We start from the raw sequence: 14,269 nt of genomic DNA, 5'->3' as shown, positions 1-14,269 counted from the left end.
GCCTCGTGGGCGCTGTTACCGGGGACGGCGCGGCGCTGACGACTGGCAGGGCCGGGTTGGTGCCGCCGACCTTGGAGCAAACCGTCCGCTCCGACGCGCCGCCTCCGGTAATTCAGAGGCGGTGGGCCGCGCCCGCCGGCGTGGCGCCGCGGGTGTCCAGGAGCAGTTGGGCCTTCACCGCGAGGCCCTGGAGGTCGTAGGTGCGGTGGTGTTGCAGAAGGACCGTCAGGTCGGCGTGGGCGGCGGCCTCGTAGAGCGAGTCCGCGCGGGGGACCGGAAGGTCGCGGACGCGCCAGTCCGGGACATGGGGGTCGTGGTAGCTGATCACCGCGCCCAGGTCCATCAGGCGCCGGGCGATCTCGTCGGCGGGCGAGCCCTGGCGATCGGCGAGATCGGGTTTGTACGTGACCCCCAGCAGAAGGACCCGCGCGCCACGGGCCGACTTGCCGTGCTCGTTGAGGAGGGTGGCGCAGCGCTGGACGAGGTACTGCGGCATCCGTTCGTTGACCTGGCCGGCCAGTTCGACCATGCGGAGGGGGCGGTGGGTGCCGATGGTGTCGACGGGGACGCCGTGGCCGCCCACCCCGGGGCCGGGACGGAAGGCCTGGAAGCCGAAAGGCTTGGTCTCGGCGCAGCGGATCACGTCCCAGAGGTCGACGCCGAGTTCGTGGCACAGCACCGCCATCTCGTTGACGAGGGCGATGTTGACGTGCCGGAAGTTGGTCTCGAGCAGCTTGACGGTCTCGGCCTCGCGCGGGCCGCGTGCGCGTACCACCTTGTCGGTGAGCCGGCCGTAGAAGGCGGCGGCGGACTCCTGGCAGGCGGAGGTGAGGCCGCCGATGACCTTGGGTGTCCCGGCGAAGCCCTGGGCACGGTTTCCGGGGTCGAGCCGGCCGGGGGAGTACGCGAGGTGGAAGTCGCGTCCCGCGCGCAGCCCCGAGCCCTCCTCCAGGAGGTCCCGCAGCACACCTTCGGTGGTGCCGGGTGGGACGGGTGACTCCAGCAGGACCGTCGTGTGGGGGCGCAGCTTGGCGGCGAGGGCGCGGGCGGCGTCGGCGACGGCGCTCAGGTCGAGGGTGCGGTCGGGGCCGAGTGGGGTCGGGGCGCAGATGACGGCCGTGCGGACCCGTCCGAGTTCGGCGGGGTTGGTCGTGGGCCGGAAGCCCCCCGAGAGCATCCGGCGGATCTCCGACGCGGAGAGCGAGCCGTCGACGGGCGGGCGGCCGGCGGCGAGTTCGGTGACGGGGCGCGGGTCGGTGTCGTAGCCGATGGTGTCGATGCCGGCGGCGATGGCGGCCTGGGCGAGGGGGAGTCCGAGGTGGCCGAGGCCGATGACGGCGAGATCAGCGGGCATGAAGGGTGGGCCGTCCTTCCCAGTAGCCGGAGGGGACGAGATGCGCAACCCCGGTGGACAGAACGGGTTGAGCGCAATGTCAGACTAGGCGTAAATATGACCGATATGCGGCATTGTGGGGCCGAAGGTCGCCGAGTGTTATCCACAGGCGGTGGCTGAAGTCGGAGGGCCGGGACAGAATCAAGTCTGTGAGCCCGACCACGCGGGGGGACGACGGGAGGCAGCGGTGAGGACAGCGACACTGGGACCCGCCGAGCGCGCCGAAGCGCTCGCGGGTATGGCCGAGCGCGAGCTGGACGTGTTGGTCGTGGGCGCCGGAGTGGTCGGCGCAGGGACCGCGCTCGACGCGGCCACGAGAGGCCTCTCGACCGGCCTCGTGGAGGCCCGGGACTGGGCGTCCGGCACGTCCAGCCGGTCGAGCAAGCTCATCCACGGCGGTCTGCGCTATCTCGAGATGCTGGACTTCGCGCTGGTGCGGGAGGCGCTGAAGGAGCGCGGGCTGCTCCTGGAGCGGCTCGCACCCCACCTGGTGAAGCCGGTGCCCTTCCTCTACCCCTTGCAGCACAAGGGCTGGGAGCGGCTCTACGCGGGCTCGGGCGTCGCGTTGTACGACGCGATGTCCGTCTCCTCGGGCCACGGCCGCGGTCTTCCGACCCACCGCCATCTCTCCCGGCGCAACGCACTGCGGGTGGCGCCCTGTCTGAAGAAGGACTCGCTGGTCGGGGCGTTGCAGTACTACGACGCCCAGATGGACGACGCCCGTTTCGTCGCCACGCTCGTGCGGACCGCCGCGAGTTACGGCGCGAAGGTCGCCAGCCGCGCGCGGGTGATCGGCTTCCTTCGCGAGGGTGAGCGGGTCGTCGGAGCGCGCGTCCAGGACGTGGAGGCCGGCGGGGAGTACGAGATCCGGGCCAAGCAGCTCGTGAACGCGACCGGGGTGTGGACGGACGACACCCAGGCGCTCATCGGGGAGCGGGGGCAGTTCCATGTACGGGCGTCGAAGGGCATCCACCTGGTGGTGCCCAAGGACCGGATTCACTCGAATACCGGACTGATCCTTCGGACCGAGAAGTCCGTGCTGTTCGTGATCCCGTGGGGACGGCACTGGATCGTGGGCACGACGGACACCGACTGGGACCTGGACAAGGCCCACCCGGCCGCGTCCAGCGCCGACATCGACTATCTCCTGGAGCATGTGAACAGCGTCCTGGCGGTGCCGCTCACCAGGGACGACGTCCAGGGGGTCTACGCAGGGCTGCGGCCTCTGCTGGCGGGCGAGTCGGACGCCACCAGCAAGCTCTCGCGCGAGCACACCGTCGCGCACCCGGTCCCCGGCCTCGTGGTCGTGGCCGGCGGCAAGTACACGACCTACCGCGTGATGGCCAAGGACGCCGTGGACGAGGCCGTCCACGGCCTCGACCAGCGGGTCGCGGCCTGCGTCACCGAGGACATCCCGCTGCTGGGCGCCGAGGGATACAAGGCGCTGTGGAACGCGCGGGCCAGGATCGCCGCGCGGACCGGCCTTCATGTGGTGCGTATCGAACATCTGCTGAACCGGTTCGGGGCGCTGACGGAGGAGATCCTGGAGCTCATCGCCGCCGACCCGAGCCTCGCCGAACCGCTGACCGGGGCCGAGGACTATCTGCGCGCCGAGGTGGTCTACGCGGCCTCGCACGAAGGCGCCCGGCACCTCGACGACGTACTGACCCGGCGCACCCGGATCTCGATCGAGACCTTCGACCGGGGGACGCGCAGCGCCCGGGAGTGCGCGGAGTTGATGGCGCCGGTGCTGGGCTGGGACGAGAACCAGATCGAGAAGGAGATCGAGCACTACGACAAGCGGGTGGAGGCGGAGCGGGAGTCGCAGCGGCAGCCGGACGACCTGACGGCGGACGCTGCTCGGCTCGGAGCTCCGGACATCGTCCCGATCTGACGCACCGGCAGAAGTGGTCCTCCGGTGGGGCTCCTTGGGGGAGGTTGCGGCATTCTGTTCGTACGGACGGGGAACCCGAGAGGGGTGCCTCGGCGTCGGGTGCCATGGTGGGAGCGCTTTCCTCCGGGGCCGTCCTCTCGGAGTGCGGACCCGGGATCGGTATCGGTCCCTGAGTGAGAGACAATGAGCTCTCTTCCAGGGTGGGTTACCGCATCGCGCGGGAAGCGGCGGACGCGGGCGGAGATCAGGGATCGCAGAGGGGACGCATGTCGGAGGCGGAGCAGTCGCGGGACACGGCGCGGGACCCTCGGCGGGACGCCGCAGCGGGTGCCGGAACCGACGGCGACCGAGGTGTGGTTCCAGCGGCGCGTGAGGCGGAGCCGGATGTGACGTCCGGTAAGGATTCGGCCACGTCGGCCGAGTCCGCCGGGACCGGTGGCACGGCAGGGGCCGAGGCCGGCTCGAAGCCCGAGGGCGGGGCGGCCGAGGACGCTGCGTCGAAGGGCGGCGTGCCCAAGGACGCGCCCAAGGCCGACGTGCCCAAGGACGCGGCGCCCAAGGACGCGGCGCCCAAGGCGGATGCGCCGGTGCTCAAGAAGGCCGGGGGCGCGGGGCGCTCCGGGGCGGCGGGGAGCGCGGCGGCGACGGCCGAGGGGCGTCTGCTGGCCGGGCGGTACCGGCTGGGCGTGGTGCTCGGGCGCGGTGGCATGGGCACGGTGTGGCGTGCGGTCGACGAGACCCTCGGACGCACCGTCGCCGTCAAGGAACTGCGGTTCCCCAACAGCATCGACGAGGAAGAGAAGCGACGCCTCATCACCCGGACCCTGCGCGAGGCCAAGGCCATCGCCCGGATCCGTAACAACGGCGCCGTGACCGTCTACGACGTCGTCGACGAGGACGACCGTCCCTGGATCGTCATGGAGCTCATCGAGGGCAAGTCCCTCGCCGACGCCGTGCGCGAGGACGGCACGCTCACCCCGCACCGCGCCGCCGAGGTCGGCCTCGCGATCCTCGACGTGCTGCGCTCCGCGCACCGCGAGGGCATCCTGCACCGCGACGTGAAGCCGTCCAACGTGCTGATCGCCGAGGACGGCCGGGTCGTCCTCACCGACTTCGGCATCGCCCAGGTGGAGGGCGACCCGTCGATCACCTCCACCGGCATGCTCGTCGGCGCCCCCTCGTACATCTCGCCCGAGCGGGCCCGCGGTCACAAGCCCGGCCCCGCCGCCGACATGTGGTCGCTGGGCGGACTGCTGTACGCGAGCGTCGAGGGCAGCCCGCCGTACGACAAGGGCTCCGCGATCGCGACGCTCACGGCCGTGATGACCGAGTCCGTCGACCCGCCGAAGAACGCGGGGCCGCTCCTGGAGAAGGTCATCTACGGCCTGCTCGTCAAGGACCCCGCTCAGCGCCTCGACGACGCGGGTGCCCGGGTGCTGCTGCGGGCCGTGCTCGACGCACCCGTCCCCGAGCCCGAGCCGTCGCCGGAGGCCACCCGGGTGGTGCCGCTTCCGCCGGTCCCGCCCACGCCGCCGTTCGCCCCGTCCTCCACGAAGGAGAAGGGCGCCGAGGCGGCCGCCGACCGTATGCGCGGGGCGCTGAGGTCCGTACGGAACGCGGCCGTCGCGGCCAAGCCCGAGCAGAAGGCCAAGCCGAAGCCGGAGCCGCTCCAGGGCGGGAACCGGCCGGCGCAGCCGCGGGCCTCGCTCACGGACGTCGTGCCGCGTCGAACCCTGGTGATCATCGCCGCGGTCGTGGTCCTGGCCCTCCTCGGCACGATCCTGGCCGTCGCGCTGAACGGCGACGAGGACGGCAAGGACAACAAGGGCGGCGGCAAGGGCAGCGGGGACAAGGTGGCCTCGGCCGGTGCCACGGCCGGGAACGGCGACGGCCAGAACCAGGGCACGACGCCGAGCAACCCCGACCAGCAGGGCGGTGACCAGCCCGACGGCTCGGGCTCCGGTTCCGGTTCCGGATCGGGCGAGCAGAGCGGCACGCCCTCCGGGGCGCCGGGCACCGCCGCGCCCGGAGCGGGCGGCGCGCAGCTGCCCGCCGGCTACACGATGGTGACCAACGACCGGTTCCACTTCACCATGGCGATGCCGGCCTCCTTCCGGCTCAACGGCATCGCCGGGCGGAACTCGGGCGGGATATTCAACGCGGACGGTGGTTACCCGCGTGTCCAGGTCGACTTCAACAGCAGCCCCAAGGACGATGCGGCCAGCGCGTGGTCCGCTGCCATGGCCGGCGTCGCCGCCACCAGCAACGGATACCGGCACATCGGCATCAGGCCCGTCTCGTACAAGGGATACCCGACCGTCGCCGACTGGGAGTTCGAGCGCACCGAGAAGGGCATGAAGGTCCGGATACTGAACCGGGGCTTCAAGGTGGACGCCAAGCGCGGCTACTCGATCATGATCAGCTGCAAGGCGGACGAGTGGGACGCCCCCGCGTGCAAGACGCTGCGGGACACGGCGTTCGCCACGTTCAGCCCCAAGGACTGACCGGCGCCACGTATCGTGAGAGGTCGCGGACCGTACGCAGTCGAACAGAGCCGTTAACTGCACAGGCCCGGACCGGAATTGACGGTTTCGCGCGATCCGTGGGATCCAGGGAGCTGAACGGGATCCCACGGGGTAGGTGGGACCAGGGGGACAGCGCGCTCGGTGGGGAGGCGTCGTGGACGACTACGCGGGAAGGGTGCTCGCCGAGCGCTACCGCCTGCCTCTGTCTCCCTCGGACGCGCACGAGCTCGTGGAGACGCGGGCCTTCGACACCTACAGCGGGCAGGAAGTCCGCGTACGGCAGGTGCCGTTGCCCGAGGTGGTCGACGCCGAGTTCCTGGACGCGGACGGCTCCGGCTACCGGCCGGACCGCGACCACGGCGGGGCGACGCGCAGGCCGGCCGACCCCGCGGTGCGGCGCGCCGTCGAGGCGGCGCAGGCCGCCGCGCAGATCCCCGACCACCCGCGCCTCGACCAGGTCTTCGACGTGTTCGCGGAGGCCGGCTCGCTGTGGATAGTGAGTGAACTGGTCGGGGCCAGGCCGTTGGCGGCGCTGCTCGCCGAGCGCCCGCTCAGCCCGTACCGCGCGGCCGAGATCGGCTCCGACGTGCTGACCGCCCTGCGTGCCCTGCACGCGCACGGCTGGACCCACCGGAACATCACCGCCCGGACCGTGCTCGTCTGCGACGACGGCCGCGTGGTGCTGACCGGCCTGGCGGCCGGTGCGGCCGAGGAGGCCCTGTGCGGTTACGCACCGGTGCCGCCGGCCGAGGAGGCCGAGCGCGGGGCCGGTGCCGGTCACGCGCCTCCGTACGAGGAGCGCCCCGCCGTCGGCCCGTCCTACGAGGAGCGACCCGTGGTCGGCCCCTCGTACGGGGATCGACCCGCGGTCGGGCCTTCTGCAGGGGCGGAACCCGAGCCGGACACGGTCGTCCCCGAAGCACGCGGACGTACGGAGATCGAGGCGGGCTCGCGACCCGAACTTCCGGGAGCGGGACCGGCCGCGGGGGACGTACGGACCGCCCGTGCGGGTGCCATCGCCGCCTACCGGGCGGGGGCGCGCGCCGCGGCACGGATCGGCGACACCGGGGCCGTCCCGGTCCAGCGTCCGACCCCCGAGACGGAGCCCGACCCCGAAGGGGCGCCCGCGCTTCCCACGACTCCCGCCCAGGGCCTGAGCCCGGAGCCGCAGTGGTGGTCCCAGGCCGCGGACGAGGACGACGAGGACGACACCGACGACGAGTACCCGGCCCCGTACCGGAAGGGGTACGGGACCGAAGGCGGCGGGCCGCCGCGCGCGTTGCTCGCCGGATCCTGGAGCGACGGCCCCCATGCCTCGCGGGACAGCTCCGGCCCCGTCCCCGCGGGCGGCGGCTCCACTCCCGGCCCGGCGCTCCCCGCCCTCCCGGCCGGCTACACGCCCGCGCCCGCCCCCCAGCCGCCCGTACCCGTACCGGCACCCGCCTCCGGAAGCTGGGGCGATGCCGCCGAGGCGACCGGTCCCGCGAGCGTCTACCGCGGCCCGGCCACCCGCCTCGCGGGCGAGCGGGCCCGCCAGGCCCGGATCGCGGTCGTCGGCGCCGTCACCGAACGCTGGGCGCCCGAACAGGCGGGACCGGTCCACGAGAACTGGCGGCTCGCCCCGCCCATCGGCCCCGCCACCGACCTCTGGGCGCTCGGCGCGCTGCTCTACCGCGCGGTCCAGGGCCACGCCCCGTACCCCGAGGACAACGCCGCCGAGCTCGTCCAGCTCGTCTGCGCCGAGCCCCCCGCCTTCGCGGAGGAGTGCGGCCCGCTGCGCCCGGTCGTCGAGTCCCTGCTGCGCCAGGACCCCACCGAGCGGCCCGACTTCGAGGAGCTGAGCGGCTGGCTGCGCTCCCTCGTGCGGTCCGCCCCGGAGCCCGAGGCAGGCCTGGGGATCGTGCCGCTGCCCGCCGTGGACGCGACCCGTCTGCCCGTCGTGCGCCGACGCGGTGAGCTGGTGCGCAGGCGCCGCGGGGGAGCGGCAAGCGGCCGCCATCGCCACCGGAAGGGCAAGGAGCCCCGAGGCGTGCGCGCCGACCGCCGTGCGGAACACCGCCCCGACCCCCGGGAAGTTCGTCGTGCCGAGCAGCGTCACGACTTCCGCCAGGAGTACTTCCACGAGGAGCTCCCGCAGCGCGCACCGCGTGCCCCCCGCGCTCCGCGATCGACCGGTGGCGCCCGTTCCCCGCGCTCCCTCGGGCGTACGCTCCTGCTCCTCGTCTTCCTGCTGCTCGCCGGCGCGGTCGCGTACGCCGTGATGTTCATGCCCAAGGAAGGCGCCGAGGGCGAACAGCCCGCCGGCCGCCCCTCTAACCGGCCCGCCGGACTGCAGTCCACGGGCCCGTCCGCCCCGCCCACCACTCAGAGCCCCGGGCCGAGTGCCGCGAAGACGACCCCGCCGCCCGCCGACCCGAGCACACCCGCCCTCGCCGCGGGGTACACCCTGCGCAAGGACCCGGAGGGCTTCCAGGTCGGTGTCGCCAAGGACTGGCGTCGCAGCCCGATCAACGACGCCGGACAAGTTCGCTACACCGGTGGCGATTTCACCCTGATCGTCGTCCCCGGCCGGGACACCGTGCAGGCCAACGGCTCCGACCCGATGGCGTACCAGCGCACCAAGGAGCGCGAGCTCCAGCCGTGGCGGGACTCCTCCTGGTCCAGCGCCTCGGGGCTGCGCAGGATCGATGTCGGCCAGCAGGCCATGGCGGTGGGTCAGTTCACCTGGCAGGACACCACCGGGCGCGATGTCTTCGTCCGCAACCTCGCCCTGATCCACGAAGGGCGCTACCACGTGGTGCAGGTCATTGGTCCGGAGAGCGAACGGGACAAGGTGTCGGAGATCTACGACCAGGCGGTGAAGGCGTACCGGGCGACGCGCTGACCTCGCACCGAAGGCCCCGATTCCGGGTGGGACGACCCTCGCAAACGTGGCTGAAAAGCGCCGGTCCCCGTCGGCCTGGTCACAGTGCTGTTCCTTTGCCCGCCCCGATGTTCCGTACCCCGTCTCTCCCTCCGTAACCTGGAATCCGAAGGAACAGGCGGGGGACAGTGGAACATTCACAGAGTGCGGACACCGCGGCGGGGCTCCTGCTCGCCGGTCGCTACCGGTTGGCCGAGACCATCGGCCGTGGTGGCATGGGCAAGGTCTGGCGGGCGCACGACGAGGTGCTGCACCGGGTGGTGGCGGTCAAGGAGTTGACGGCGGGTCGGTTCGTCGCCGAGGCCGACCGGCTGGTTCTCCATGCCCGTACGCAGAAGGAGGCCCGGGCCGCGGCCCGGATCACGCACCCGGGCGTGGTCACCGTGCACGACGTGCTGGAGCACGACGACCGGCCGTGGATCGTGATGCAGTACGTCGACGGACCCTCGCTCGCGGACGCCGCGAAGGAGGCCGGCAGTCTCGAGCCCCGCGAGGCGGCCCGGGTCGGTCTGCACGTCCTCGGCGCCCTGCGCGCCGCGCACGCCGCGGGCGTCCTGCACCGGGACGTCAAGCCCGGCAACGTCCTGCTGGCCCGCGACGGCCGGGTCCTGCTCACCGACTTCGGCATCGCCGCGATCGAGGGCGACTCCACGATCACCCGGACCGGTGAACTCGTCGGCTCCATCGACTATCTGGCGCCCGAGCGGGTACGGGGCGGGGACCCCGGCCCGGCCTCCGACCTCTGGTCGCTGGGCGCGACGCTGTACACGGCGGTGGAGGGGACCTCGCCGTTCCGGCGGACCTCGCCCATCAGCACCATGCAGGCCGTGGTGACCGAGGAGCCGCCGCACCCGGGCAAGGCCGGCGCGCTGGCCCCCGTCATCGTCGCGCTGCTCCGCAAGGACCCGGCGGACCGGCCGCGTGCGGACGAGGCCGAGCGGATGCTGCTCGACGCCATGGAGGGCCGTACCCCCCAGGCCGCGCAGGCGTACGTACCGACGCAGCGGGTGGGCTCGCAGGAGCTGGTCTCCGCGACCGCTCAGCTCCCGGCGCAGGACGCCCCCGCTCCCACGGCCACCCCCGTCTCCCCGCCCACCCTCGTGCCCCGGCCCGGGGCGCCCGAGCCCAAGGGGCGCGGTCGGTGGCGTTCGGCGGTGCTGGCGGCCGTTCTCGCCGGCGTGGTCGCCGGCGGAGCCGTCTTCGCCGCCATGCAGTACTCCGGCGGAGGCGGCAAGGCCGGGGACACCGGTCACACCGCGCAGCCGGACAAGGACGGCCTCCCGGCCGGCTGGCACCGTGTCGAGGACCCCAAGGGCTTCAGCCTGGCGGTGCCCGACGGCTGGAAGCGCCAGACGGAAGGCGACAGCATCGACTACACGCCGGACAACGGACGCCACCGGATCCGGATCAGCGTCGACCGCACGCCCGACTTCGAGAACCCGTACATGCACGTGCAGGATCTGGAGAAGACGCTGAAGAAGCGGCTCCAGTACAAGCGGATCAAGCTGAACCAGAACACCTACCGCGACCAGGTCCGCTCCGCCCGGTGGGAGTTCACCTGGTACGAGAAGCAGGAGTTCCCGGGGCCGAGGCACGCCATCGACCAGCTGTACTTCACGGACGACGGCACCGAGTACGCCCTGTACATGGCCTCGCCGGAGTCGAGCTGGGAGACCACCCGGGAACAGTTCGACATCGTCCTGCAGCACTGGCGGGCACCGGGCGACTGACCGGGCCGGAAATCCGCGAAATCGCCCTCCCGGCCGCCGTAAGCCCCTGATCAGGGCTTATGTGCCAGCGATCGCTGGCGCGATTGTGCGCACCCGGTGAAAACGCGTTACCGACGGGTACCCAAAGACCGGAATGCGGCCTACTCTCGCCCTCATGACGGACACGCAGGCACTCACCACCCCGGCCCCCGCCGCCACCGGCACGAACCCCCTCGCGCCCTCGCCGGCCGGTGCCCGCACCGCCGCCGACGTGGTCACGCCGGAGGTGGTCGCCCAGCTCACCCGCGGAGTCGCCGGCTCCGGCCGCACCGCGAACCACACCCCGTTCACCGGGGAGAAGCTGGCCGAGCTGCCCGAGTCCACCCCCGAGGACGTCGCCGAGGCGTTCGCCCGCGCCCGCGCCGCCCAGGGCGCCTGGGCCGCGACCCCCGTCAAGGACCGCGCCGCCGTCCTGCTCCGCTTCCACGACCTGGTCCTCGAACGCCAGGCGGAGGTCCTCGACCTCATCCAGCTGGAGACCGGCAAGGCCCGTCTGCACGCCCACGAAGAGGTCCTCGCCGTCGCGGTCGCCGCCCGCCACTACGGCCGCAAGGCCCCCTCCTACCTGCGCCCCAAGCACCACACCGGTGTCGTACCGACCCTCACCAAGGTCACCGAGCTGCGCCAGCCGCGCGGCGTCGTCGGCCAGATCGCGCCCTGGAACTATCCCCTGGAGCTGTCGGTCGGCGACGCGCTGCCCGCCTTCGTCTCGGGCAACGCGGTCGTGATGAAGCCGGACACCGAGACGGCGCTGACCGCCCTGTGGGCCCGTGACCTGCTCATCGAGGCCGGGCTGCCCGCCGAGGTCTTCCAGGTCGTCATCGGCGAGGGACCGGTCGTCGGCCCCGAGGTCGTCAAGCACGCCGACTACGTCTCCTTCACCGGCTCCACCCGCACCGGCCGCGAGGTCGCCCAGGGCGCCGCGGCCCGGCTCGTCGGCGTGACCCTGGAGCTCGGCGGCAAGAACGCCATGCTGGTCCTCAAGGACGCCGACATCGAGAAGGCGGCCGCCGGCGCCGTCCGCGCCTGCTTCTCCTCCGCCGGACAGCTCTGCATCTCCATCGAGCGCCTGTACGTCCACGAGTCGGTCGCCGACGACTTCGTCGCCCGCTTCGCCGCCCGCACCAAGGCGATGCGCCTCGGCAACTCCCTCTCCTACGGCGCCGACATGGGCTCGCTCGTCGGCGAGCGGCAGCTGGAGACGGTCACCAAGCACGTCGAGGAGGCCGTCGCCAAGGGCGCCAAGCTGGTCGCCGGCGGTGTCGCCCGCCCCGACATCGGCCCGCTCTTCTACGAGCCGACCATCCTCGACGGCGTCGAGGCCCCGATGGCCGTCTGCACCGAGGAGACCTTCGGCCCCGTCGTCTCCATATACCGCTTCAAGGACGAGGACGAGGTCGTCGAGCTGGCCAACGGCACTCCGTACGGCCTCAACTCCTCGGTCTGGACGAAGGACTCGCGACGCGGCCACGCCGTCGCCGCCCGGCTGCGCACCGGCACCGTCAACATCAACGAGGGCTACGCGCCCGCCTACGGCAGCGTCCAGGCGCCGATGGGCGGGATGAAGGACTCCGGGCTCGGCAGGCGCCACGGCTCGGAGGGCATCCTCAAGTTCACCGAGGCCCAGACCGTGGCCCAGCAGCGGCTGATCCCGCTCGCACCCTCCTTCGGGATGGACGACGAGAAGTACGCCGCGTTCATGAGCCTGTCCCTGAAGGCGATGAAGGCCCTGCGCCTGCGCTGACAGCACTGCCCGATTCCGCACCTTTTCGTACGAGGAGAGCCATGACCGCGGTACCCCCTTCCCGAAATCGGGAGCAGGAAGAGGACGAGACGTACGACTACGACGTCATCGTCGTCGGCTCCGGCTTCGGCGGCTCGGTCACGGCCCTGCGTCTCACGGAGAAGGGCTACCGGGTCGGCGTCCTGGAGGCGGGCCGTCGTTTCAGGCGGGCCGATCTGCCGAAGAACTCCTGGGACCTGAAGAACTTTCTCTGGGCCCCGGCCCTCGGTCTGTACGGCATCCAGCGCATCCACCTGCTCGGCAACGTCATGGTGCTGGCGGGAGCCGGCGTGGGCGGCGGCTCGCTCAACTACGCCAACACCCTCTACGTACCGCCCGCGCCGTTCTTCAACGACCCGCAGTGGAAGAACATCACGGACTGGCAGGAGGAGCTGGCGCCCTACTACGACCAGGCCAAGCGGATGCTGGGCGTCCGGATCAACCCGACGACGACCCCCTCGGACGTCCATCTGAAGGCCACCGCGCAGGCCATGGGGATCGGCGACACCTTCCACATGGCACCGGTCGGCGTCTTCTTCGGTGACGGCGACGATGCCGACGGCACGGCGAAGGCCAAGCCCGGCACCGAGGTCGCCGACCCGTACTTCGGCGGTGTGGGGCCGTCGCGCAAGGCGTGCACCGAGTGCGGCGAGTGCATGACGGGCTGCCGTCACGGGGCCAAGAACACCCTCAACGAGAACTACCTCTATCTCGCCGAGAAGGCGGGCGCCGTCGTCCACCCCATGACCTCGGTCGTCGCCCTCACCGAGGACTCGCGGGGCGGCTTCGCCGTCAAGACCCTGCCCACCGACGACAAGAAGAAGGGGAAGGGCCGGACCTTCACGGCCCACCGGGTCGTCGTCGCGGCCGGCACGTACGGCACGCAGACACTGCTGCACCGGATGAAGGACACCGGGCTCCTGCCCCGGATCTCGGGCCGGCTGGGCGATCTGACGCGTACCAACTCCGAGGCGCTGGTCGGCGCGCAGACCACCGACCGGCGCTACCGCAAGAAGCACGGCGCGGAGAAGGCCGACTTCACGCGCGGAGTCGCGATCACCTCCTCGATCCACCCGGACGAGAACACCCACATCGAACCGGTCCGCTACGGCAAGGGCTCCAACGCCATGGGCGGCATGACGATCCTCCAGGTGCCCTACGGTGCGCACCGGGTACGGAACTGGCTCCTCCAGATGGTGAAGCACCCCACGCTCGCGATGCGGGCCCTCTCCAACCGTCGCTGGTCGGAGCGGACCATCATCGGTCTCGTCATGCAGTCCCTCGACAACTCCCTGACGACCTTCCGCAAGCCCGGCGGCCTCGGCAAGGGTCTCCTCACGGCCCGCCAGGGCCACGGCGCGCCCAACCCGAACCAGATCCCGGAGGCGACCCGGGCGGCCTCCCTGCTCGCCGAGGAGATCAACGGCTTCGCGGGCTCCAACATCGGCGAGCTGATGGGCACCCCGCTCACCGCGCACTTCCTGGGCGGCTGCCCCATCGGCGCCGACGCCGAGTCCGGTGTCATCGACCCCTACCACCGGCTCTTCGGGCACCCGGGCATCTCGGTCGTCGACGGAGCGGCCGTCTCGGCCAACCTCGGGGTCAACCCTTCGCTGACGATCACGGCCCAGGCGGAGCGTGCGATGTCCTTCTGGCCGAACAAGGGCGAGGAGGACCCGCGGCCGGCTCAGGGAGAGGTGTACGCGCGGCTGACGGCGGTCGCCCCGAAGGCCCCGGCGGTCCCGGCGGATGCCTTCGGCGCGCTGAAGCTGCCGTTCCTGGGAATGCCGGCCGTCCCGCCGAAGAAGTCGTAGCGACAGAAGCAGGACATGGAAGAGGCGCTGCACCCCCCTCCGAGTGCAGCGCCTCTCCAGCTTCTGGGTGGTGCTGCATACATGACCTGTGGCCACGGGGATTGGTTGTAGGCGACGGACGGAAATGTCATGTGACGCGCGTCACGCCGGGCCTCTCATGCGCAAGGG

Annotated in this window: 7 protein-coding genes; 6 read left to right on the top strand and 1 reads right to left on the bottom strand. The window is 72.0% G+C overall.

Features of this window, described 5'->3' with window-relative positions:
• Positions 1-112 precede the first annotated feature (112 nt).
• A complete protein-coding gene (locus ACFC0D_RS36130) occupies positions 113-1,354 on the bottom strand; it encodes a nucleotide sugar dehydrogenase (RefSeq protein WP_376445674.1) in 1,242 nt (413 codons plus the stop codon).
• A 226-nt stretch (positions 1,355-1,580) separates the two neighbouring features.
• Here ACFC0D_RS36130 and ACFC0D_RS36125 point away from each other — a divergent pair, with 226 nt between their 5' ends.
• The 6 genes from ACFC0D_RS36125 (at position 1,581) to ACFC0D_RS36100 (ending at position 14,101) form a co-directional block, all read left to right on the top strand.
• Complete coding sequence (locus ACFC0D_RS36125) at positions 1,581-3,287, top strand: glycerol-3-phosphate dehydrogenase/oxidase (RefSeq protein WP_376445671.1); 1,707 nt, start codon at positions 1,581-1,583, stop codon at positions 3,285-3,287.
• Positions 3,288-3,553: 266 nt separating this feature from the next.
• Entirely contained in the window at positions 3,554-5,791 is a 2,238-nt protein-coding gene (locus ACFC0D_RS36120) for a serine/threonine-protein kinase (RefSeq protein ID WP_376445667.1), read from the top strand.
• 175 nt (positions 5,792-5,966) lie between these two features.
• Positions 5,967-8,696, top strand: coding sequence for a protein kinase (locus ACFC0D_RS36115; protein ID WP_376445664.1), 2,730 nt, complete (start codon positions 5,967-5,969; stop codon positions 8,694-8,696).
• 167 nt (positions 8,697-8,863) lie between these two features.
• Positions 8,864-10,465 (top strand): protein kinase, encoded by a 1,602-nt coding sequence (locus ACFC0D_RS36110; RefSeq protein WP_376445662.1) that lies wholly within the window; start codon positions 8,864-8,866, stop codon positions 10,463-10,465.
• Between the two features lie 154 nt (positions 10,466-10,619).
• Positions 10,620-12,248, top strand: a complete 1,629-nt coding sequence (locus tag ACFC0D_RS36105) for a succinic semialdehyde dehydrogenase (protein WP_376445659.1) — start codon at positions 10,620-10,622, stop codon at positions 12,246-12,248.
• A 41-nt stretch (positions 12,249-12,289) separates the two neighbouring features.
• A complete protein-coding gene (locus ACFC0D_RS36100; protein WP_376445657.1) occupies positions 12,290-14,101 on the top strand; it encodes a GMC oxidoreductase in 1,812 nt (603 codons plus the stop codon).
• Positions 14,102-14,269 lie beyond the last annotated feature (168 nt).

It is taken from the genome of Streptomyces sp. NPDC056222 (assembly GCF_042264065.1).
Lineage (GTDB): Bacteria > Actinomycetota > Actinomycetes > Streptomycetales > Streptomycetaceae > Streptomyces.
This window is presented reverse-complemented; position numbering and strand designations above follow the sequence as displayed.

Excerpts from the sequence above, each read along its gene's own strand:
- ACFC0D_RS36130 (WP_376445674.1), bottom strand. The coding sequence starts at position 1,354 with ATGCCCGCTGATCTCGCCGTCATCGGCCTCGGCCACCTCGGACTCCCC.
- ACFC0D_RS36120 (WP_376445667.1), top strand. The coding sequence starts at position 3,554 with ATGTCGGAGGCGGAGCAGTCGCGGGACACGGCGCGGGACCCTCGGCGG.
- ACFC0D_RS36105 (WP_376445659.1), top strand. The coding sequence starts at position 10,620 with ATGACGGACACGCAGGCACTCACCACCCCGGCCCCCGCCGCCACCGGC.
- ACFC0D_RS36100 (WP_376445657.1), top strand. The coding sequence starts at position 12,290 with ATGACCGCGGTACCCCCTTCCCGAAATCGGGAGCAGGAAGAGGACGAG.